The organism is Streptomyces sp. NPDC055078, assembly GCF_053607985.1.
Window position 1 is genome coordinate 15,925 of record NZ_JBSGUP010000010.1, and the last position, 21,548, is coordinate 37,472.

Genomic DNA, 21,548 nt, shown 5'->3' on the forward strand with positions numbered 1-21,548 from the left:
ACGCTGATCGCGGCAGACAACAGCACCGTCCCGTCGGCCAGACGGCTGCGGCCTGTCGGCGGGACCCGCAATGCCCCGAGCCGCACAGCGGACCGGTCACCCCACCAGGGAGCCACCAACATGTTCGGACATCCGCGATGACGACCCCAGCACGATGCGGGCACCAGCCGCTGTGCCCGGACTCCTCCTCCGCCGACCGGGACGCGGCCCGCCTGTCCACGCACCATGCGGAACAGGTCTGGAGCCTGTTGTGCAACGTCGTGCTGTTCGAGGTCACCGGGGATCTGCTGTCTGATGGGCAGATGGTCGCTCCGCGTGGCATGTCCGTTGCTCGTGGGGGGGGCGGCGTGAACGGCTCCTCCGGCGGTTCTTTCTGGTGGCCTCCGCGGTCGAGTGATCCCGCGTCTCTCCTGCATGCGTACACCGAGGTGCTCGGGTGGCCCCTGGTCGTGGCCGGCGCGGTGGTCGACGCCGAGGGAGCGCTGCGGCTGCTGAGGTCGGACCCGGATGTGACGGTCGGCTCGGTCTGCGGCGTGTTCGATGCGGCCACCGTGCCCGTGGAGGAGGGCCGCAAGGCGATGGTTCTCCTTGACCGCGCGGCGGATCACCGGCCCGGTTTGGTGTCGGTCCCGAGCCTGCGCGGGCACGGTGACATGACGTTCGTGCTGGAGAGCGGAACGGCCGCTGCCCTGGATGGCCTGCCTGGCGTGCGGATTTCCCGCGAGAGGGAGGGTCTGGTCCTGCCGCCGACGCGCGGATGGGTTTGGGACACCCCTCCCTGGAAGCCTCGCCGGAGGGAAGCCGCTGGCCCGCCGGACGCGGACATGCTCCGCGAGGCCCTGGCCAGGGCCCTTCACACCCGCGGAGGCCACGCCCCGTAGGGGCTCCCGCTGCGTCCTGTCCGGTCCTCATTCGTGCGTTGTTCTCTGGTGGAAGACCATGACTGACTCTCTTCTCGCCCTGCCCTCATCAGACGCGTCGCCTACCGTCGGCGGGCTGTTGCCCCGGTCCGGCGCGTTGGTGACGGTTGCGTCCGCGCAGACGGCCCCGGACTACCGCAGGTTCGTTCAGTTGCTGGCGAACCCGTCGCTTGTGGCGCGGGCGGTGGCCGTCCGTTTCCCGGGGGCGGGGGAGGGAGGGGTGCTGGCGGTGCCGGCCGGGGACGGCCGTCTGGGCGGGGTCGTGCCCACCGGTCCCCGGCCCGTGGGCGAAGCGGTGTCCAGCGTCCTGGCGGCACTGCCCGGTTTTGGTGACGCGCGTCTGCTGCCTGACGGGCGGAGCGGAGTCCTGGTGGTGTGGGGCGTGCACTGCCCCTCCCGGATCAGTGAGCGGGCGCGGGCCGCGTTCTACGGGGCCGGCGGCCTGGACTGGCCGCATGACTGCCGTTCTCCGGGCGGGAAGTTGGCGCTGCCGGACGCGGTGCTGCTGGATGCTCTCGCGCACGGGTCGACGGTCGGCACTCTGATCGACTGCCGCCTGGCCGGGTCCGAGCGGGAAGTCTGTGAGCGGATGGCTGGTGTGGGCCGAGTACTGACCGGCTGGCCGGAGGCGGCCTGGACGGGGCTGGTGCACGAGGCCGTCTGCCGGGGCCTGTTCCCCGTTGCCCGGTCCCAGTCGGTGTTCCTGGGCCCGGCGGCTCTGGGGCTGCTGGACGCGTGGGCGGCCGGGGTGTCTTCGGGACGGTACGCCGAACTCGCGGCGCTCACCGGGCGGATGGTGCTGGAACTGGAGGGCGAGGTGTGCCATCGCCTGAGGGCCAGGACTCCTGTGCACGCGGTGCTGCGGGCGCACGAGGCCGGTCTGCTCCACCCCAGTGCTGGGTCGTGTATGAGCCGCCGGGGGCCGTGAGGCTGCCCGGCCCGCAGACGCCGTCCCGGGGCGTGATCCGTTCGCCCCGGCCCCGTCGGCTCCCCCCGTGGTCACGGGTCCAGGGTGGGAAGCGCTCCGGGACGGCACCGGCCCGGCCATGTCGTTGCCCCGGCGCAGTGCCCGCGCCGTATGGGGAACGGCGTGCCGGCCCGGAGGGCTCCGGCTCCCCTGCGGGGCCCGGTAGCGGTGCATGTTCATCGCCCGTACCGGAGTTCCCGCAGACGGACCGGATCGAGACCGCGGCGCAGTTCGATGCCGCACCCTCCCGGCTGCTGCGGGGGCCTCGGAAACCCCGCGGCAGCCGGTCCGACCCTTCCCGCTCCCTCCCGTCACCCCTTTTGTGCTGTTTCTCGCTGTTGTGAGGATTCAAGGTTCATGAAGCCGACTCTGCCTTCCCCTCGCCGGTCGTCGCGCCGTCAGCGCGATACCGCAGCGCCGCCGGTCCGCGACGTGCGCGGGTGGCGGTCGCGGCTGCGGAACCGCTACCTCGCCGGGGTACTCACCGGTGCGGCGGTGCCATCCGCCTTGTGGGCGGCGCACGCTGCTGCGGAACTGCCCTGGCAGTGGACCGTTCCCGGGGCCGCCGCGGCCGGGACCGGGGCCCTGGTGCTGTGCTGGCCGTGGGCGGACGCCGACACGGCACGCCTGGCCGCGCACCTCGCCGGGGAGCGCGCTGAGATCGACCGCGAGCGAGCGCAGCGGCAAGAACACACGGCATGGGTCCGTGCGTGGGTGGACTACTACGCCTCGGTCCTGGCCGCGGGCCGTCGTGAGATCGCCGCCTCGCTGGAGGAGTCCGGCCAGGCGGGCGGCTCCGGTATCGCGGAACCGCTGGGCGGAGCGGACCTGTGCGATGTCTTCACGGCGTTCGACCAGGCGCTCGCCGCCGCGCTGGACGCAGCGCTCAAGGCCGTCGTGCGGGCCCGGAAGGACGGCCAGGCCCGGCGGGAGGCGCAGGTGGTGGCGAGTGTGGCGCCCCGGCTGCACAGCACCACCATCCGGCTCCTGGAGGTCCTGGAGCAGCTGGAGAACACCATTGAGGACCCGCAGCTGTTGCGGACGACGTTCCGGGCGGAACTGTTCGCGACGCTGGTGCGCCGCTACAGCGAGAGCCTGATGGTGCTCGGCGGGAAGCCGTTCGGGCCCAGCCGGGAGCCGGTGCCGCTGCCGACCGTGCTGCGGCAGGCGACGGCGGAGACCGAGCACTACCGGCGGGCGCGGACCAGCTGGCCGCCGCAGGAGCTGTGGCTGGTGGGGTACGCGGGCCCTGCGGTAACGCACCTGCTGGCGGCGCTCATCGACAACGCGCTCCGCTACAGCCCGAGGGAGACCGAGGTACGGGTGTCGGCCTCCTGGCTCCACGGGGACCTGCTGGTGGAGGTCGAGGACCAGGGTCTGCCGATGTCGCAGCAACGGCTGGCAGCGGCGAACACCCTCCTGGCGGAGCCGTCGGAGGAAGCGGTGCACGCCCGGCTGCGGGAGGGCCGGATCGGGCTGCCGGTCGTCGCGCGGCTGGCCGGTGCGTACGGCATCGGTGTCAGCCTGCGCGCGAACCCGGAGGGCGGGCACACCGCGAGCGTGGTGCTGCCCCAGCGCCTGGTCGTCGTCCCGGAACAGCTTCCCCCCGCCGCTCGGCAGACTCCCCCGGCACCCGCCCCCCGGTCCGCGGCTTCCCCCGTCCCCGGTTGCGGCAGCGCGCCACAGGCCGGCGGTGCTGCCCGGCCGGTGCTGCCCCGGCGCGGCGCGGTATTGCAGGCGACGCCGGCCTCCGGCCCGGTGACAGCGACGGAGACAGGCGCGGGTACGGGTGGGCGGCCCGTGCTTCCGCGCCGGGACCGGAACACCCCGCCGTCCGCCGTGATCACGCCGGACGGGGACACAGGTCCCGCCGGCGCCCCCGGCGCGGGGCCGGCGGCGGCGTTCTTCGCCGGTGTCCGCACCGTCCACAGCCACCCGGCCGGACCGGCACCGGAGCAGCCGCCGGTCTGATCCCTTTCTTCCCCTCTCTTCATCCGTTCTGACGCAAGGAGTTCGTGATGACCAGCCAGATTGCCGCACCGAAATGGAAGCTCCGCGGCCTGGAATGGCTCCTGGAGCAGCTCGCGGCCCAGGTCCCCCACACCACCCGGGCCGTCCTCGCCTCCCGCGACGGCCTGGTGGGATCGTCCACCGGCCCGCTGGAGGCTGCGGACATGGACCGGTTCGCCGCCGCGGCCTCCAGCCTCTACTCCCTGGGGAACGCCACCGTGGAGACCGTCGCCGCAGGACTGAACGAAGAAGTCGCGGAGGTGGTCATCCGGCACAAGAACTGCTTCGTGTTCGTGATGGCCGCCGGTCAGGGCAGCCTGCTGGCGGTGGCGACCGACACCTCGGCGGACCCGGGCCGCGTCGGCCACGAGATGGCCCTCCTGGTCCAGCAGGTCGGGGAACACCTCGCCACGCCGGACCGTACGACGCCCGCCGAAGGACAGTGACATGGCGGCGTTCGGCTGGGAGGCCGTCCCCCGGGTCCCCCGCTACCTGCTGACCGGAGGGCGGACCGAGGCTGACCTGTCCCTGCGGCTCGAATCACAGGTGCGGGCCAAGCCCGGGGCCGTCCTCGCCGGTCTCGCTCCCGAGCAGCGGCGGCTTGCCGAGCTGTGCCAGGAGGGCAACCGGTCGGTCATCGAGCTGGCGGGCACCGTGCAACTGCCCGCTCCCGTCGTCATGGTCATCGTCTCGGATCTCCTGCTGGACGGCGTGCTGGGCATGGCCGTCCCGCCGCCGGGCGGAGACCGCACCGCCCTGCTGGACGCCTGCCTGGCCAACCTCCAGATGCGGTGGGGGGTGACCGCCGGTGCCGGCCGCTGAACCGCTGCCCCCCATGAGCACCGTGAAGTTCCTGGTCACAGGAGGGTTCGGGGCCGGAAAGACGACACTGATCGGGTCCGTGAGCGAGATCGCCCCGCTGCGGACCGAGGCGGTCATCACCCAGGCCAGCGCCGCAACCGACTCCCTCACCGGCATCGAGAACAAGGCGACCACCACCACGGCACTCGACTTCGGCCGGGTCACCTTCCCCGACCCCCCGCACCCGATGGAGTTCTTCCTCTTCGGCACCCCGGGGCAGGACCGGTTCTCGCGGACCTGGAAGGACCTCGCGCACGGCGCGGTCGGCGCCATCGTCGTGATCGACACCGCCCGCCTCCAGGACGGCTTCACCCCCCTCACCTTCGCCGAGTCCCTGAAAGTGCCGGTCGTCGTCGCGGTCAACGAATTCGCCAACGCCCCGCACCGCTACGAGGAGGACGAGATCCGGAGCGCACTCGGCCTGACCGGCGACGTCCCGGTGGTGATGTGCGACGCCCGCGACACCGCGTCCGTCGCCACGGTGCTCGCCGCGCTCGTCCAGCGCGCCCAGACGCTGATCCTGTCCCCGCCCTCCCGTGGAGTCCTGCTGTGACCCGTCCCCCCGCCTCCGGCCGGCACACGCTGCGCACAGGGCCCGCCCCCAGCCCCGCCGACGCGACGGTGCGTGAGCGGCGGCTCGCCGAACTCGGGCTCACGCGCGCCGCCCGGGGCGACCTGGACGAAGCCGCCGCCGCCCTGGGCCGCGACGTCGGAGCCTCCTACGCGATGGTCAACCTCCTCGGCGAGGACGGCCAGTTCTTCACCGGCCTGTACCGGGCACCGCGCGGTGACCTGCCCCTGATCGGCCGCACGATGCGCCTGACCGAGGGCTACTGCCCGTCACTGCTGGCCCGCCGCGGGAACGCGCTCGTGCTGACCGACGTGTACGACCACCCCCGCTTCCGGTCCAACCTGGTCGTCGACCAGCTCGGTGTCGGCGCCTACGTCGGCGCCCCGTTCGTCGACCCGGAGACCGGCATCACGCTCGCCACCGTGTGCTTCATCGACACCGTGGCCCGCCCGCAGGACACCGAGCAGGAACTGCTGCACCTCATCAAGTCCTACCGCGACGCGCTGATGCCCCTGCTGTTCCCCTTCCTCCCCCACAGCCCGCCCGCCGGCCCCGAGAACACGAAGGAGAACGATGCACGCCGACCATGACGACCTGCGATACAAGGTCCGGGCCTTCGCCGAGGCGGAGATCACACCCCGCATCCCCCGGATGGAGGCCACCGGGGAGACCGAACGCGACCTGGTGACGGCAATGGCCCGCGAGGGCTGGATCGGCGTCACCGTACCCGCCGTCCACGGCGGCATGGACGCCGGCCACATCGCCAAGACCGTCATTATCGAGGAACTCTCGCGAGTCAGCGCGGCAATGGGCGCGGCGGCGCAGGCGTCCATGCTCGGAGTGGCGAAGATCCTGCACTTCGGGACCGGGGAGCAGCGGCGGACATGGCTTGAGCCGGTGGCCGACGGCAGTTGCCTGCCGACGATCGCGGTCACCGAGGCCGAGTCCGGCGGCCACGTACTGGGCATGAAGGCGACCGGCCGCCGCAAGGGCAAGGGCTGGATCCTGAACGGCCGGAAAGTCTTCGTCGGCAACTCCCATATCGGGACGTTGCACGGGGTGGTGGTCCGCACCGGGGAAGGGCCCCGCGGGCTGACGGCGTTCCTGGTCGAGCACGACCGGAAAGGCGTCAGCACCCTTCCTCATGAGCCCCGGCTCGGGCTCAAGGGCTTCACCTTCGGAGAGCTCGTCCTCGACGATGTCCGCGTCCCGGACAGCCGCCGTATCGGCCAGGCCGGGGAAGGACTCGCGGTCGCCTACTCCAGCTCGGTGCTGTACGGGCGGCTGAACCTGGCCGCGGTCGCGCTCGGACTCCACCGGGCGACGCTCGACCAGTGCGTCGCCCACGTCACCGGCCGCCCCCGCATCGCCAAGGAGGGCGTGGTCCGCGCCCGGGTGGGCGAGATCCGCGCCCTGCTCCACAGTTCACGGACCACCGTCTACGACGCCGCCCGCCGGCTCGACCTCGGCAAGCCGTGCGACACGGCCCTGATAGCCGCCAAACAGCAAAGCGTCGCCGCCCTGCTCCGAACGGCCGGTCTCGGCATGAAGATCCACGCCGCACACGGGCTGCTGACGAGCCTGCCGATGGAGCGCTACTTCCGTGACGCCCAGTGCGTCGAACCCCCCGCCGGCACAGGCGACATCCAGTTCCACCGGCTCGCCGAAGACGCCCTCGCACCCGGCCAGCGACCCCAGTGGTCACAGCGCTTCGCCCGCCCTGCCGCATCGGCCCCAGCCCACCTCCCCACCTCCGTCTGACCCCGCCCCCCGCGCACAGACCGACCCCCGCCCCACACAACGGAGCAGGAAGGACGCCAGCCGACGATGCCAGACCCCCACGAGACCCCCCTCCCCCGGTTCGCACCGGCACCCCAGCCGCCGGCGGCGCGACTGCCCGACGACAAGGAGCCGGCCGTGCCCCAGCTCGCTGCGGCGCCGACGCCCTGGCAGTCGGCGCGGGCACTCCGGTTCGGATACCGGACCGCACATAACGCCCTGGCGCGTATCGCGAAACGGCTCTCCACGTCTCCGCACTGCTTTCCCTGGCGCCTGATCATCTTCTTCCTCGTCGTAGGCGGCCTCGACGCCGTCGGCGTCATCGAGCCCTGACCATCGACGCATTTCATCCCTGCAGACAGCCCCCTTCCCGCAGGCCAGCCCCCTTTCACCCGGAATCGCCATGCCATCGCCACCGCACGACCGCACCCAGCCGGCCGACGGCAGGGGTCCCACCCCGGCCCGCCTCTACGACGCCTACCAGGACGGCAAATCCTCCTACACCTCGGACCGCGACCTGGCCAAACAACTCACCCGTCTCGGTTTCAACCCCGCACTGTCCGCCCGGCAGAACCGCAGCTTCCTGATCCGCGCCGTCACCGACATCGCCCGCGACCTGGGCATCCGCCAGGGTCTCGACATCGGCTGCGGACTGCCCTCCCCGTCCGGCATCAACGTCCACACCATCGTGGAGGCGCACCACCCCGCCTCGCGCGTGCTCTACGTCGACAACGACCCGCTCGTGCGGGCGCACGCCGACGCCCTCCTGCGCAGCGGCCGGGAGGAATCCACCGCCGCCGTCGAGGCGGATCTCCGCAGCCCCGGCGCCATCCTGGACCACGCACTGCGGCTGCTCGACTTCGAGGAGCCCGTGTTTCTCCTCCTCGCCGCGGTGCTGCATTTCATCGCCGACGAGGAGGAGCCGCACGTCCTGGTGGCGCAGCTGGTGCACGCCCTGCCCGCGGGGAGCGCCGTCGTGCTGTCCCACGGCACGGACGATCACGCCCCCAAGAAGGCCCGCGAGGCGGAGGCCCTGCTCGGGGCCCATGGCGTGCGGATGCGCGGCCGGAGCCGGGAAGCGATCGGGCAGTTCTTCGACGGGCTGGACATGATCGACCCGGGGCTGGTCTCGGTCCACACATGGCACCCCGACCCCGACCCCGATGCCGGGGATGCGACGCTCTCCGCGGCTGACATCCACCTGTACGGAGGCGTCGCCCTCAAACGCGAGCCGGGTACCGGCGTCGAGCGCTTCGGGCGGGCCTGGCTGACCGGCCCCCCCACCAGCACCGGCCGGACCGTACTCACCGTCGGCGGGAACATCGGCGAGCAGGAGGCCACACCGCTGCGGGCCCGGCTCGACACCCTCACCGCCACGACCACGGGCGACCCGGTGCTCGACCTCACCGGCGTCCGGACACTGGACCCGGCCGGGCTGGGCACCCTGATGAGCCTGCGCCGCCACCTCAACGAAGCCGGGCGCACCCTGCACATCGCGGGCTCACAACCGGTCCGCGACGCCGGCCTCACCGGAGCCCCGCCCGTGTGCGGCAGCCTCACCCAGGCGCTGACCGCCGCAGGACCGGCCGGACCGGAACGGTGATCCCCTCGGATGAGACAGGCAACGGGAGCGCGGGCTGGATTCGCCTGCCGCCGGTACCCATCGTCGGGGACAGCGAAGTTCGCCTGCTGCGGCTGACCGCCGTCGGCATGAGCACGGGGAGGCGGCGCGGGTGAGGAAGGTGTCCGAGGCCACTGCCCACACCCTCCTGAGCCGGGCCTGCCGTATCGACTGCGCCTGCACATCGGCCGGTGTTCTGCAGGCGGTCGAAGACCTGCCGGTCATCGACCGCACCGGCCTGGGCGACCACCACGCTCTGCTGATCGCTGTCTCCCGCCGCAAGCTCGCCGACCTGTCCCTCACGGCCCCGGCCTCCCCGGGCTGGTTCCCACCCTTACGCGACCTGATGGAGAAACGATGAACACCCCCGGCTGTGACGACGTCTGCCTGATGTTCTTCAACCTGGAACATGACGGCGGCCCGGAATCCGATCCCGGTGTGCTGCCCGAGCGGTGGCGGCGCGCGCACGAGGAGATCATCACGCCGCGCAGGCCCGACTTCCTCGGCCGTGCCGAGCTGACCTACTCGCAGACGCGGCCCGGTGCCACACGGCGGGAGAAGGACGCCGCCGACCGGCGCTTTCGCGCGGCCCAGAAGCTGCTCGGCATGCGGGGCTTCCGGGCGCCGCTGGGCGAAGGGCGCAACCCGACCGGATCCTTCGTCAACGAGACGGTCTTCACCGTCCGGACCCACTACGCGCACCTGGGCCGGGGATGGCGGACGCCGCCCACCAACATCGTCCTGACGCTGCCCGAGATCCCGTCGGTGCCGATCATGACGCTGGTCGTGCACAGTGCCTACAACTCTCCGGGTACGCGCCGGATCGAGGCCGATGAGATGTCGGTGTTCGCGGACCGGCTCAAGATCCACTACCCCGGAGCCCCGGCACAAGCGGCCTGGATCTTCGGTGACTTCAACGAGTACCCCGTACCGGCGGGCGAGCAGACAGCCGCGATCGACTGGGCCTCCCCGGAGGTCACCGACCGTGCGCATCGCCGTCACCGCGCGCTGCGCCAGAGCGACGGCACCTGGCGGTCCTGCACCTACACGGACGAGCTGATGCTCGATGCCGGGATGCAGGACCCGGCACGCTGGGCCGCCATCCGCCGCCAGCAGCCGTCCGCGCTCGCCGCGACCGCCGGCCACGCCGCCCCCGGGCAGGGCGGACCCCGCCGCATCGACCGCCTCTACATGGACCCCTGGACCGTGCAGGCCGTCCAAACCGTGACCGTCATCGACACCTCGGGCATCAGCGACCACCACGCGATCGAGGTCACCCTCTCGCGCCGCAAGCTCATCGAAGCACTCCAGCGGAAGATCACGCCCCTGGCCCCATGGGAACTCGTAACCGACCCCCGCCCCGCCCAGCAGCCCGCCACCGACCACTCACCAACACCGCCATGTACTGCCTGATCAGCAGGAAGCCATCGCCCCCGTCACCGGCGAACTGGGCACACAGGAGCCCGCAACGCTGGTGAGGGCCTGCGGAACCGGCCGCGGCCACGCCGTGGCGCCGTGGCCACGCCCACGGTGTCCTCACAACCCCTGTGCTGGAAGACGCCTGACATTCCGGCCAGCACCCGAGACAGCAGGAACTGGATGAGCCCCATCACCCACACAGCGCCCGGCCGGAGCGCGGCGGCGCTACGCGACCGCCGGACCGCGATGAACCGGGCCCTCGAAACGCGCACCCCCGAAAAACTGGCCGTAGTCCTCTATGTGCTCACCCGCCCTGGCGGCGACCCCCACGCTCATCTCGCCGAACTCCTGAGCGCCGCCGCCCGCGCCGAGTGGAGTGTCGTGAGCCGGGAGGCCGACGACACCGGGGACACCGACCCCGCCGTGCGGCCCGGCTGGGCCAGGGCTGTCACCGCAGTCGCCGACGGACGCGCGCACGCGATCACCGCGGTCAGTCACGTCTCGGTGAGCCCCCACCACACGTTGTTCGAGCGGGAGCTCGACCGCGTCCGGTCCGCTGGCGGCGGTCTCTATCTCCTCCGCCCCGAAACCCACCTCTGACCGCTCATCCACAGCGTTCTACGCCGCGCCCGCGCTACTGCCCAGGCGTCCACGACTGCGCGCCGAAGCCCTCCCCTTGCTTCGTCCCCGCCACCCCCATCGGCCGCGAGGCCGTCCCAGACACTGTCCGCACCCACTGCCAGGATCACCGATGCCCCACTCCACCCGCCCTGACACCGATCTGCCGCAGCCTTTGCCGACCGAACGCGCCCCCGACTTCGCCGCCCACGACGGCCCAGACGGGAGGTGCGCCGTTCGGTTGCTGTGGCAGGCCCTGACCGCCCGCCGGCTCAGCCCGGTCGCATGCCGCCTGGAGGCAGGGGAGCTGTACGCGCTGATGTTCGCGGCCTCCACCCCCTACACCCTCGCCGGGATCCTCGTGGACCCCCGCGAGGCGTTCACCGGGCAGAGGGCCCACGCCCTCGAAACCGCCCTGCGGCAGCAAGGCACCCAGGCCCGCGTCACCGCCGGCGACAGCCCGCACGACGCCCCCCGGATCACCCTCCCCACGGTCAAGGACATCCAGGCGCTGACGGAACTGGTATGGCGGGAGATGCCGGAACCGCACCAGCCGCTCACCGGCTGCGCACCATCCTGCTCCAGCTGGGCCAGACACACCGGCGCCCGATGGACACCGTCCGTCCCCTGGCGGACGGTGCCCGCGTCACCGTCGGCGACGTGACGATCCCCCAGGCGCTGCTCCTGCTGCGCCTGCTGGACGGACAGCGGCCAGCACACTTCAGGAACGGCGACCGGCGGCACATCGAGAAACTCGCCGGGCTGCTGCGTACCCGATTGCGGACCGTGCTGCCCGGCGTCGCCGTGGACGCGGACCTGGCGTGCCGCAGCTGCTCTTACTCCCGGAACCATCAGATCAGCATCGGGGACGCAGCTGCGGACCAGATCCACGCGCTGGCCGGGCGTCTCGCCGACGGCCCCCGCCGTGCCCCGGCCCGATCCCGCGCACGGCCGCCCCGGAAGCAGCCGTGACCACCCCGGGGGGCGCTACCGCGCCCGATTAGGCCGCCCCGCTGGTACCCGGCCCGGACGGGCTGCCCATGCCCCGGAGATCTGCGCGCGCTGTGGGACCAGACCGGACATACCGCGGTCGTCACCGGCCGCGTCAACCATCCGGGCACGGACTGCTTCGTCCTGTGCGTGCTGCCTGGCCCGATGAGCCAGCCGGACCCCGCGGCGGTGTGGACGCCGGCCGATGGTGTGCCCGGCCTTCGAGACCTGCCCTCCCCGAGCCCGCCCGACGATCACGAAAGCGGAGATGAAGCATGACCGAGCACAGCAGCGCCACCGAGATCACGATCCACTCGTGGAATCTCCTCTCTGGCGGCATCGACGGCGCCGACGAGACCCGGCGCCTGGCCCAGCTCGCCCAGATGGCCTCCTGGGGCTCGGGCCTCCTGTGGATCACGGAGGCCACCGGCTGGCACCTCGACCACGGGCGCCGGTTCCGGGAGCTGGCGGAGGCCACCGGAATGGAGTACCTCCCGCCGGTGGCGTCCCATGTCGGCGACGGTCACAACCAGTCGGCGCTGTACTACCGGCCCTCCCGCCTTGACGCGAATGCCGGGCCGCCTGGGGCGGTGGGCGCGTTCCACCACGGGCTGATGCGGGCGGTCTGCACCACCCCCTGCGGGGACCGGTTCCTGGTCCTGGGTACGCACCTCGCCTACAGCTCCGGCGTCCGGCGGCTGGAGGAGGCGCACCACCTGGCCGACTACGGGGCCGAGTTCGGGCCCTGGCCGGACGATGCGGTGCTGGTCGGGGACATGAACTTTCCCGACAGGAGGGACACCGAGCCCGAGTCCTGGGATTCGATCCCGCAGAACCTCCACCACCGCTACCGGGAGATCAACGCGGACGCGTCCTTCGGCGGGTACGACCGGCGGGCCCGGGACCTGCTGCTCGCCTCCGGCTGGCGTGACGCGCAGGACGAGGTGGCCGAACTCCGTGCGCCCACCACCGGCCACTGGTACGACAACGAGCGCGTGGACATGCGACTGGACCAGGCGTACGTCACCGGGGACCGCATCGAGGTCATCGACTACCGCACCCACGTCAGCGAGGAACTGGACCGGCTGTCCGACCACCGTCCGGTCGAACTGCAGCTCCGCCTCAACCGGCCTGCCGACGAAGCCAGGGCCACAGCGTGATCCCCGGCCCTGGCCCCGCGGTGGCCACGACATCACCATCAGACGAGGATTGAACGACACCATGAGCATTGTGGCCCCGCCGTTGTGGGCTCATCAGAAGGAAGCAATCGGCGCCGTGACCGGCGCACTGCGTGGCGGTGAACGCACCACGGCCGTGCTGGCGTGCGGGACCGGAAAGACCCGCGTGGGCAGTGAGACCGCGGGTCTTGTGGCTCCCTCGGAGCCGGTGCTGTTCGTGGTCCCCACGCTGGACCTGCTGGCACAGACACTCGGCGCGTGGCAGGACGCCTCAGGACGGCAGGCCCTAGGCCGGGTGATCGCCGTCTGTTCGGACCAGGACGTGATGGACCGGGAGACCGCGGCGGACCTGGCGGCCCTGGAGGTGTCGGTCACCACCGACCCCGGTACTCTGGCCACCCTGCTGAAGGGACAGGGACGCCTCACTGCGGGCATCACGTACCAGAGCCTGCCCTCGCTGGTGGCCGCTCACCGCGACTACGGGGCGCCGGGCTGGCGGTTCGCCGTCGTCGACGAGGCCCACCGGTCGGCCGGCGCGCGGGACCGGAGCTGGTCGGCCATCCATGACAACGTTCAAGTGCCGGTGGACCGTCGTCTCTACATGACCGCCACACCCCGGATCGTCGCGGGGCACGGCGACGGGGACAGCACCGTCGTCAGCATGGACGACGAGAAGATATTCGGCCGGGTCTCCTACCGGCTGCCCTACGCGCGGGCGCGGGCGCTGGGGCTGCTGGCGGACTACCGGGTCATCGTCGCCATCGCTACGGACGCGGAGGTGCGGCGCCTCGCGCTGGCCCAGGGCAGCACTCCGGAGGTCTTCGGGGTGGGCCGGACCGCCACATCGGCGCCGATGCTGGCGAAGCAGCTCGCGGTCCTGCGCGCGATGCGGGAGTTCGGCGTCTCCCGCATGCTCACCTACCACCACCGGGTGCAGGACGCCCAGTGGTTCGCCCGGACCCTGCCCGGAGTGGACGCCCTCCTCGGCCGCCAGGCGGAGTCCGGCGAGCTGGTGACCGACTGCGTGTACGGGCAGCAGCCCGGCAGACAGCGGCGGAAGGTGCTCGGCCGGCTGCGGTCCCCGGGCACCGAACGCGTGGTGATCTCCAACGCGAGGGTCCTCAGCGAAGGCGTCGACGCGCCAGCCGTGGACGGGGTCGCCTTCATCGACGCCCGGGCCAGCGCGATTGACACCGTTCAGGCACTCGGACGCGCCATGCGGCTGGGCGGGAAAGCGGACAAGACGGCCTCGGTCATCATCCCGGTCCTGCTGGAGCCGGGACAGGATCCCGCGACCGCGCTGGAGTCCTCCGCGTACGCGACGGTGTGGCGCGTCACCCAGGCACTGCGGGCCCACGACGACGAACTCGCCGAGTACTTCGACCGCCAGCGCGCCGAACTCGGCCGCACGGGAAGCGGCCCCGGTACGGCCGGTGAGCTGCCCTCCTGGCTCCACTTCAGCGGAGCCCCGGTCCCCCGGAGCTTCACCGACGCGATCAGCGTACGGGTCGTCCGCGGCTCCAGCGCCGCGTGGGAGGAATACTTCGGAGCCGCCCGCGCCTGGCGCGAGCAGCACGGAGACCTGCGCAGCCTGAGCGTCACGACCACCACCGCCTCCGGGCTCCGGATCGGGGAATGGATCGTCCGCCAGCGCCAGCTCGCCGGCCAGGGACGGCTACTGCCCGACCGCAGGCACCGGCTGGACGAACTCGGCATGCTCTGGGACCGCCGGGAGGCAGCGTGGCAGCGCTACCTCACCGCGGCGGAGGCGTATCACCGCGAGCACGGCAGCCTGCGCATGCCCACCGACTACCGGCCCCCGGGCGACGACCCGGTCCCCCTCGGCGAATACCTGGCCCGGGTCAGAACGGGCGACAACAAGATCACCGAAGGGCAGAAAGCCGCCCTGGACCGCCTCGGAATGGTCTGGACCCGGCACTCGGACGAATCCTGGGACCGCGCCCTCGCCGCCGCCCGCACCTACCGGGAACGCGAAGGCGACCTCCTCGTCCCCAAAAGCCACGTCACCACCGACACCCCGCCGATCCAGCTGGGCCAGTGGTTCAACAACCTCCGCGCCCGCCGCGCCTCGCTCACCAACACCCAGATCCAGCAACTGGAAGACCTCGACATGGTGTGGGACGTCAACGCACACCTGTGGCAACGGCACCTGGACGCGGCCACCGACTACTACAACAACAACGGCCACCTGCGGGTGCCGCAGAAATACCGCACGCCCGAACCCGCATCCCTGGGCCTCGGCACGTGGATCGCCACCCAGCGCCGCCGGTACGCGAAAGGCTCCCTGACCGAGAAACAGGTCAAAGCCCTCACCACCATCGGCATGATGTGGTCGGTCCACCCCGCCCGCGGACGGCGGACCCGCCGTAACTGACCACCCTGCCCGTCAGGGAACAGCATGTTTGCCAATCCAGACCGTGGCCCTGATGTCCGAAGGCGGGAACTTCCAGCGCGAAGTCAACGGCACCGCGGTGGCCCGCGCCTACCAGCAGCAGCCCCGAACCCGCGTCTATGAAAGCGCCGACGCCCGCAGTGACGGCTGGTACGACCTCGTCGCCCTCCACCTCGCACGGGCACTCCGCCACCGCGTCATCTGCACCATGTACGAGCCACCTTCGACACCCTGGCCGACCGCAGCAGGACACCCACCGCCACCTGCGGCGACCTCCGCCAGTGGGCGAGCCAGGCACAACTCCTGCCCTAGCAGCACCGCCCCTGGGGCCCGGGCACGATCGCGGATTCGTCCTCGCTCACCGTGCGGTCGCGCAGGCCCGGGACGGTCCCGCCGGCTGCGGCGACGAACGAGGGCAGGGCGGTGACCTGGTCGAAGAACTCCGCCGTCCGGTCGATCTTCTTCAGTGGCGGTTCCTGGCGTCCGGGTCGACCTGGGCACCAGGGAGAGGGCAGACTCGGGGCAGACGGAAAGGGGACGCCGCCGATGAGCGCACAGCCAGTCCACTCGCACGAGCCGACTCGTGTTCCGCGTAACGCCGACGGCATCGCGGCCGCGCTCGACGGCGGGCGCCGGATGGAATTCTACCGCGAGCTCCTGGCCGCCGCACCGGAGGACGCCAAAGCCGTCCTGCGCCGCTGGTGGTGCGAGGCGATGCTCGACACCGACCAGGTCGGCGACCGGCTCACCGAGGCCGCACTGAACGGCACCCTGCCGACCAGGAGTCTCGCCGAGGCTGTCGAGTACCGCCGCGCGGCCGGGCTTCCCGTTGAGTGAACTGTACGGCCAGGAGCCCGAAGGCTGGCCCTGTCTGCTGTCCGAGGACGTCGACGCACTGCTGAAGGATCTCTCGTTATCCGGTGACGTGTTTGCCGCGATCGTCGCGGCCACCGTCCAGATCAACGAGACCCGGGGCATGGTCGAGTTTACCGACTGCCATGCTGTCCGTGTGGTCTCTGAACTGCACTGATGCGTCGCTTAGAAGTCAGCGACGCGTGGTTCGGGTCGCCGCTGCTCAGCCCGGAACGGTAGCGACTATCCGGCTTCGCCCGAGCGCGAAGGACCGATCAGGCCAAGGCCCCAGACGAGAACCCGGGAGCGACACGAATCCGGCTCACCCGCCTCGATGCGACTGGCCACCACTCCCCCTTCCGGCTATCCGGCTTCACGCGTGCCGCAAAGGACCTGACTCCCCTGCGGGCGAACAAAAAGCACGAAAGAACGCGCCCTGGTGATGGCAACACGCAACAGCCGGCGCTGCGCGAGAATCCGCTCCGGATCCCAAGCGGGGTCGAGCAGGCGGCCAGCGTATGGATGTTCAAAAATGACAACACCATCGAACTCCTTACCCTTTGAGCGGTGCATGCTCATCAGGGACACGGGCTCAATCGGCTGTTGCGAGGCATTAACGGCTTCCGCACTCAGAACGGAGCGCACAGCAGCAGCGGCACCAACGTAGGACGATGCACCGTCCCATGAGTCGGTAAGCGCCCAGGCGAGAGCATCGGTGGCATTGAGAAGTCGCAGAAGCCGGGCGCTCTTGAGTACCTCCTCGAGTTCGGAGGATCCATTCAGCCGCTCACGGGCGACCTTCCAGTCAGCCACCGGCTGCCCAATGAACGCGATTCCGGTGTCGAACGCTGCCGCGATACCCCTGACACACTTGGAACGGATGGCCTTTCCCGCGACGAGCGCCGCTACTCCATTCTCGATTGCGCTGATCTTGCTGCGGGCACCGGCAGTGCCATTGGCCACCTTTTCACGATAGAAATCGGCAACTGCCCGCGCAGTGCTAGTGACGGCCTCAGTTCGGTTGAGTCCCGGCCATTCCATAATTGATGCAACCGCATAGCCTGCAGCAGCGGACAGCTCAGGATCCCACTGGAGAGCGTGATCCACGGCGGGAATCTTCTCGTTACCCGCAAGGCGCTGAGTTGAAAGTGCCTCGGATACGGGCCACAGGATGGAGTTCACGCTGGCAAGAACGGCGATCGTGGGCGTCCGGCCGAGATGGGACGTTAGATGCCTACTCATGGCTACGACGGCGCGGTGAACCATCACCGGGCCGGGGACGCCCCAACCAGGGGTGTAGGCCCAGTTGATGATGTTATCGCTCTTGGGGTGCGGAACGTTTCGCAGAACTGCATTGGCGTAGTCAAGCAGTCCCCCGCCTGGACTCCGGTGGTTGTCCTTAGAGAGGTCAAACTGCTTTGGCTGCAAGTATGCGGTTGCCTCGTCCAGGCGACCCTCGTCGACGCCTTCGAGGTGGCCGAAGATGCGCTGATCAGGGTCGGCCAGGCAAATCACGGTGGACTCGGCACTTAGCGCTTTAACCACGCGCCATTGGTCGGTATTGGTGTCCTGGAACTCGTCGACAATGATCAGAGGGTAGATGCTGCTATAGAGGGCCCGTAGGCATGCGCTGCGCTCCAACAGATCCGCCGTTGCACCTGCGAGCAGGTCGAACACGTGCATGCCTTCCACGCTCGCCAGCCTTCGCCGCTCGGCATCCCAGTCCCCGTCGAAGTCCGCCTTGAGCTGGCGTTCACGGTCAGGGGTGATGAACCCGGCGGGCTGTCCGGAAAGCAGTCTTCCGTGACTACGGACGATCTCCAGGAAGGAGGCATGGAAGGTTCTCACCTCCAGCCGCTCGCGACCGATTCGATCGAACACGCCAGCCATGCGGTCGGTAATTTGGCGGACCGCGGCGCGCGAGAAGCTCAGGAACAGCACTCGCTGCTCGTCTTCGAGCGCGTCGAGGAGCCCTCTGGCCTTGAGCAGAGCAATCGTGGTCTTTCCGCAGCCAGGCCCACCAACGATCACAAGGTGTCCGGCGGAGTCGAGAATCTCCTGACGGACCTCGTCAATCTTCATCGGTTACGTCCGCGGACTGTGCGGCCTCACTGCTAGTCGCCTCAGCGACTTGGGCAGGGCGGAGGCTGACGTCAATGAGAAGCAACATGCCGGCCAGCACTCCTGGCAGCTCGCTGAGACCATTGCATTCGGTGATCAGCAAGGCTGCATAGCCGTCGCCCTTGCGAGCGAGAAGTACGTCGGCAGTCAGCGAACGTACTTGACCGTCAGTGGCTCCTGGCGAGAGCTTCGCGCATCCGCTGGGGTAGTCATCACGCAGGGACACCGCGGAGAGGAACCGCCTTTGGACGGCGACGGGCACCTCTGCTACGAGGAGCTTCTCAACGCTCTTGTAACTCAGCTCCACGTAGTGCGAGAAGCTAGCAGCCTTATCCAACAGCCGCTGCTCCAGGGGCTTCTTCGGCTGGTCGTGGATCCCGTAGACCGGCTTGTTCAGTGCATTGAAAACCGGGGCGAACAAGGGAACGTTGACATCGCTCTGGGCGTCGAAGATAGTCACGCCCGCGAGGTCGATGTGAACGTAGTCGGGAACAGAGGGATCGCTTTCCAAGACATCCGATACGGCCGGGAACAGAGCTGCCTCGGTGGCACCTTCAACGACCAGCACGGCACGGGCCAGAACCGCCTCGGCGAACTGGCGCCTGTAAAGACGGTACTTGCTCGGCTTGAAGTCCTCCGGCAGAGTGACGCCGGTACTTGTCAGCATTCCCTCAGAGTCTCTCGCGATCACCACAGTGCGAGACGGCTCGAACTTCTCGATGACGTAAGGAGAATGGGAGGTGACGATAACCTGACCCATGCGCTTGATGACGAAATCCACCAGACGGCGCTGAGCATGAGGCGGCAAGGCAATCTCCGGCTCTTCGATGGCGAAGATAACCGACTTGTTGCCCTTGAGTTCGGCGATGTAGGTGAGCATCGCGAACACCAGGAGATTCAAGGAACCCGTACTTAGGCGATTGAAGGGCACCGAATGGGCGCTGGGTTGCGTGGCGATGAAAAGACGCAGGACCTCACGTAGATGCTCCCGGGTGATCTCCGACGCGCGAAAGTCCACTGGGTCAGGTGTGTCACCCAAGCTGACGAAGCGACTGATTCGCTCGCGGATCTCGGTTCGAATTTTGTCGAACCCGGAGTCCGCAGCGGCGATCACGACTTGATCCAGGTTGCGTAGAGTCTTCTCCCATAGCGGGCCCGCCAGTTCCGCTTCCAAGCGCACGATGGTGTCGAGAAGTGAGCCACGTTGAAAAGTGAGCGCCCGATTGCCAGTCCGGTTCGGTCTCAGGTAGATGAATCCGCAATGCCGCTTGTCCGTGCGAGTGAAGGGTTTCAGCCCCGCACCGGGTGCTGATACTTCATCCTCGGCCAGGACTTCCGCAGGATTTTCCGGGTGTGCGAAGAAGGTCCCCCCTGTGAAGTCGTCCTCGTGCGGGTCATATCGACCGATGAAGACGACTGGCAGACACCATTCGCCGGCCTCCGCGTCCGAGACAGCGTCCGGAACGAGGTCCAGGAACTTGTTGGTCTGGCGCGACCACCGACGCAGGTGGCTGCTGAAGCGTCGCTGGGCAACGTCCGATAGGTCGGTGAGAACGACTTCGATCCGGACCTCGGGCAGCTCCCCTTCGTGCTCTTGGTACTCCGCACCGTAGAAGTCGTACTCGTCGATCACAGGTCGCCGGAGCATCCGTTCCGGCCCGAGAGCCAGGTCGAGTGCCTCACAGATGGTCGACTTGCCTGCGCTGTTCGAACCAGCCAGCAGGGAGTGACCGTCCAACGCAATGGTCCCGCTCTTGACGCCGCGGAAATTCTGCAGCTGTATGTGCCGCACCTGCATGCCCAGCCCCGCTCTCCGGGGCGACAGGAGTCCCCCCGCCCCGTCCCCCACGCTCTGACTGTCGCCTTAGCACAGCGAGCCACACCGGTTTCGACAGTCCGTGAGTCTACGCTGCCGAGTTCCCCCAGCGCGGGCGTTTCGTCCCTGGACGTCGGTCTCCTGCATCAGCCCTCCACGAGGCAGATCAGCTGCACTCACCCCTCCCCTCCAGCAGGGAGCCAATCGGCGTTTGGAGGCTCAACGGGACGCCGGGGGCGGGCGCTCAGTCGACCACCAGGGAGCGCTGGCCTGATCTGTCGTTCGCTGGTTGGCGATCCGACCTGGCTCTGAACTGCATAAGCTGGTCACGGCGGTTCGGGATCGAGGAGTTGTGCTTCGAGGTCAGCGATGCGCCTGTCGGCGAAGCGATTGTTCGACCGGGCACCTTCAAGTCGTTCCTGGAGTGTGCGGTGTTCCTGCGTGTGAGTTGAAGGATGCGCCGCTTGAGCGTGGTGTTCTCGGTGACGACGGCCTGAACCGACTCACCGGACACCATCTGCTCGGCGTCACGAATCTGTCCCATGAGCCCTCCGATCTGCTGCCGCTGAGCGTGCACTTCCTTCTGAGCTCGGGTAAGTTCCGCCTCTGCGTTGAGGGCTCGTTCTCTCCACGTAGCTTCGATCCGGTTGTGAGTCTGTTCGGAAGCCAGGTCGAGTCGGCGCTTGCTGGTCGTAACCGTGTTCTGGACAAGGGCCCTGGCAGCCTCGTTGTCGTAGAGGAACGTGGATGACACGTTCGCCCGGTCGGCGATAGCCCGGACTGTCATGCGCCCTCGCTCTCGACGCAACTGAGCGATGGCTTTCTCAACCTGACGAAATTTGTCCTGGCTTTGCTGGCGGCGGGCGGCAAGGACTGCCTCAGTTTGGTTAGGGCTCACGGGCATGGCGGGTCCTCGTGTTCGTCGACGTCAATATGCTCGGCGCGGCGGGCGCTGCTGCGGTCAACTCCGTGCCGCTCTGGCCACGTTGCGATGAAGAGCACCACCCCTACAGGTGGTGGTCCGGTCGTTCCCGGCCTGGTGACGGCAGGGCTGCTGATATCCCCTGTGCGTGATCATTTCCTTGAGGCGTGTCTCCACGGCCGCCGCTCTCGCCCTGCTGCCCCTCACCCTCGCCACTGCGGCCCAGGCCGCCCCAGCCGGCACGTCCGCCCCGGCCGCCTCGCCAGTGCTCGCCGCCGCCCCTGCCGCCCGGGCCGCGCTGGAGACGGTGCCGATCGCGGTGGGAGTGGGCCGGCTGGCGGTCGTCGCCGAGGACCGAACCGGATACGAGCGGGACGCGTTCCGGCACTGGAACACCGGCCTGAACACAACCGACGGCTGCAACACCCGGGCGGAGGTGCTGATCACCGAGGCGGTCCAGGCCCCGGCGGTCGGCGCCCGCTGCGCACTG

23 protein-coding genes and 1 pseudogene are annotated in these 21,548 nt (G+C 69.6%); 20 read left to right on the forward strand and 4 right to left on the reverse strand.

Annotation, left to right across the window (positions count from 1 at the left end; genetic code table 11):
* Positions 1–137 precede the first annotated feature (137 nt).
* From ACWF94_RS01965 to ACWF94_RS02045, 17 genes are all read left to right on the forward strand, one after another.
* Entirely contained in the window at positions 138–881 is a 744-nt protein-coding gene (locus ACWF94_RS01965) for a DUF5999 family protein (protein ID WP_453483735.1), read from the forward strand.
* Between the two features lie 58 nt (positions 882–939).
* Positions 940–1,848 (forward strand): DUF6302 family protein, encoded by a 909-nt coding sequence (locus ACWF94_RS01970; RefSeq protein WP_453483737.1) that lies wholly within the window; start codon positions 940–942, stop codon positions 1,846–1,848.
* A gap of 396 nt (positions 1,849–2,244) precedes the next feature.
* Positions 2,245–3,858 (forward strand): sensor histidine kinase, encoded by a 1,614-nt coding sequence (locus ACWF94_RS01975; protein ID WP_453483738.1) that lies wholly within the window; start codon positions 2,245–2,247, stop codon positions 3,856–3,858.
* A 47-nt stretch (positions 3,859–3,905) separates the two neighbouring features.
* Entirely contained in the window at positions 3,906–4,343 is a 438-nt protein-coding gene (locus ACWF94_RS01980) for a roadblock/LC7 domain-containing protein (protein ID WP_453483740.1), read from the forward strand.
* A gap of 1 nt (position 4,344) precedes the next feature.
* The gene (locus ACWF94_RS01985) at positions 4,345–4,719 is read left to right on the forward strand and encodes a DUF742 domain-containing protein (RefSeq protein WP_453483741.1); all 375 of its coding nucleotides are present in this window, start codon (positions 4,345–4,347) and stop codon (positions 4,717–4,719) included.
* Positions 4,720–4,732: 13 nt separating this feature from the next.
* Entirely contained in the window at positions 4,733–5,311 is a 579-nt protein-coding gene (locus tag ACWF94_RS01990) for a GTP-binding protein (RefSeq protein ID WP_453483743.1), read from the forward strand.
* On the forward strand, positions 5,308–5,919 hold the full coding sequence (locus ACWF94_RS01995; RefSeq protein WP_453483745.1) for a GAF domain-containing protein: 612 nt from the start codon (positions 5,308–5,310) through the stop codon (positions 5,917–5,919). The genes ACWF94_RS01990 and ACWF94_RS01995 overlap by 4 nt, the downstream gene beginning before the upstream one ends.
* The gene (locus tag ACWF94_RS02000) at positions 5,903–7,090 is read left to right on the forward strand and encodes an acyl-CoA dehydrogenase family protein (RefSeq protein ID WP_453483746.1); all 1,188 of its coding nucleotides are present in this window, start codon (positions 5,903–5,905) and stop codon (positions 7,088–7,090) included. Before ACWF94_RS01995 ends, ACWF94_RS02000 begins: the two co-directional genes overlap by 17 nt.
* Positions 7,091–7,156: 66 nt before the next feature.
* The gene (locus tag ACWF94_RS02005; RefSeq protein WP_453483748.1) at positions 7,157–7,441 is read left to right on the forward strand and encodes a hypothetical protein; all 285 of its coding nucleotides are present in this window, start codon (positions 7,157–7,159) and stop codon (positions 7,439–7,441) included.
* A gap of 70 nt (positions 7,442–7,511) precedes the next feature.
* Positions 7,512–8,711 (forward strand): SAM-dependent methyltransferase, encoded by a 1,200-nt coding sequence (locus tag ACWF94_RS02010; RefSeq protein WP_453483750.1) that lies wholly within the window; start codon positions 7,512–7,514, stop codon positions 8,709–8,711.
* A 139-nt stretch (positions 8,712–8,850) separates the two neighbouring features.
* Positions 8,851–9,090 carry a hypothetical protein gene (locus ACWF94_RS02015; protein ID WP_453483752.1) on the forward strand — a complete coding sequence of 80 codons (240 nt, stop codon included), beginning with the start codon at positions 8,851–8,853 and terminating at the stop codon, positions 9,088–9,090.
* On the forward strand, positions 9,087–10,142 hold the full coding sequence (locus ACWF94_RS02020; protein WP_453483753.1) for an endonuclease/exonuclease/phosphatase family protein: 1,056 nt from the start codon (positions 9,087–9,089) through the stop codon (positions 10,140–10,142). Before ACWF94_RS02015 ends, ACWF94_RS02020 begins: the two co-directional genes overlap by 4 nt.
* Before the next feature lie 186 nt (positions 10,143–10,328).
* Positions 10,329–10,748, forward strand: coding sequence for a hypothetical protein (locus tag ACWF94_RS02025; RefSeq protein ID WP_453483755.1), 420 nt, complete (start codon positions 10,329–10,331; stop codon positions 10,746–10,748).
* A gap of 151 nt (positions 10,749–10,899) precedes the next feature.
* On the forward strand, positions 10,900–11,430 hold the full coding sequence (locus tag ACWF94_RS02030; protein ID WP_453483757.1) for a hypothetical protein: 531 nt from the start codon (positions 10,900–10,902) through the stop codon (positions 11,428–11,430).
* Positions 11,427–11,738, forward strand: a complete 312-nt coding sequence (locus ACWF94_RS02035) for a hypothetical protein (RefSeq protein ID WP_453483759.1) — start codon at positions 11,427–11,429, stop codon at positions 11,736–11,738. Before ACWF94_RS02030 ends, ACWF94_RS02035 begins: the two co-directional genes overlap by 4 nt.
* Before the next feature lie 293 nt (positions 11,739–12,031).
* Complete coding sequence (locus ACWF94_RS02040) at positions 12,032–12,916, forward strand: endonuclease/exonuclease/phosphatase family protein (RefSeq protein WP_453483761.1); 885 nt, start codon at positions 12,032–12,034, stop codon at positions 12,914–12,916.
* 61 nt (positions 12,917–12,977) lie between these two features.
* The gene (locus ACWF94_RS02045; protein ID WP_453483762.1) at positions 12,978–15,329 is read left to right on the forward strand and encodes a Helicase associated domain protein; all 2,352 of its coding nucleotides are present in this window, start codon (positions 12,978–12,980) and stop codon (positions 15,327–15,329) included.
* Positions 15,330–15,655: 326 nt separating this feature from the next.
* Here the strand turns inward: ACWF94_RS02045 and ACWF94_RS02050 are convergent, their stop codons facing one another.
* Entirely contained in the window at positions 15,656–15,955 is a 300-nt protein-coding gene (locus tag ACWF94_RS02050; protein ID WP_453483764.1) for a DUF6192 family protein, read from the reverse strand.
* On the opposite strand from ACWF94_RS02050, the gene ACWF94_RS02055 reads away from it, so the two are divergent.
* Entirely contained in the window at positions 15,894–16,184 is a 291-nt protein-coding gene (locus tag ACWF94_RS02055) for a hypothetical protein (RefSeq protein ID WP_453483766.1), read from the forward strand. The genes ACWF94_RS02050 and ACWF94_RS02055 overlap by 62 nt on opposite strands.
* Complete coding sequence (locus ACWF94_RS02060; RefSeq protein WP_453483768.1) at positions 16,177–16,377, forward strand: hypothetical protein; 201 nt, start codon at positions 16,177–16,179, stop codon at positions 16,375–16,377. Before ACWF94_RS02055 ends, ACWF94_RS02060 begins: the two co-directional genes overlap by 8 nt.
* A 185-nt stretch (positions 16,378–16,562) precedes the next feature.
* Here ACWF94_RS02060 and ACWF94_RS02065 read toward each other — a convergent pair whose 3' ends face one another.
* The 3 genes from ACWF94_RS02065 to ACWF94_RS02075 all read right to left on the reverse strand — a co-directional run bounded on the left by ACWF94_RS02065 (position 16,563) and on the right by ACWF94_RS02075 (position 21,034).
* Entirely contained in the window at positions 16,563–18,281 is a 1,719-nt protein-coding gene (locus ACWF94_RS02065) for a UvrD-helicase domain-containing protein (protein ID WP_453483770.1), read from the reverse strand.
* Complete coding sequence (locus ACWF94_RS02070) at positions 18,271–20,118, reverse strand: ATP-dependent nuclease (protein ID WP_453483771.1); 1,848 nt, start codon at positions 20,116–20,118, stop codon at positions 18,271–18,273. The genes ACWF94_RS02065 and ACWF94_RS02070 overlap by 11 nt, the downstream gene beginning before the upstream one ends.
* Positions 20,119–20,380: 262 nt before the next feature.
* Complete coding sequence (locus ACWF94_RS02075) at positions 20,381–21,034, reverse strand: DUF6262 family protein (RefSeq protein ID WP_453483773.1); 654 nt, start codon at positions 21,032–21,034, stop codon at positions 20,381–20,383.
* A gap of 172 nt (positions 21,035–21,206) precedes the next feature.
* On the opposite strand from ACWF94_RS02075, the pseudogene ACWF94_RS02080 reads away from it, so the two are divergent.
* Positions 21,207–21,548 (forward strand): annotated as a pseudogene (locus tag ACWF94_RS02080) (HNH endonuclease); the annotation flags it as partial.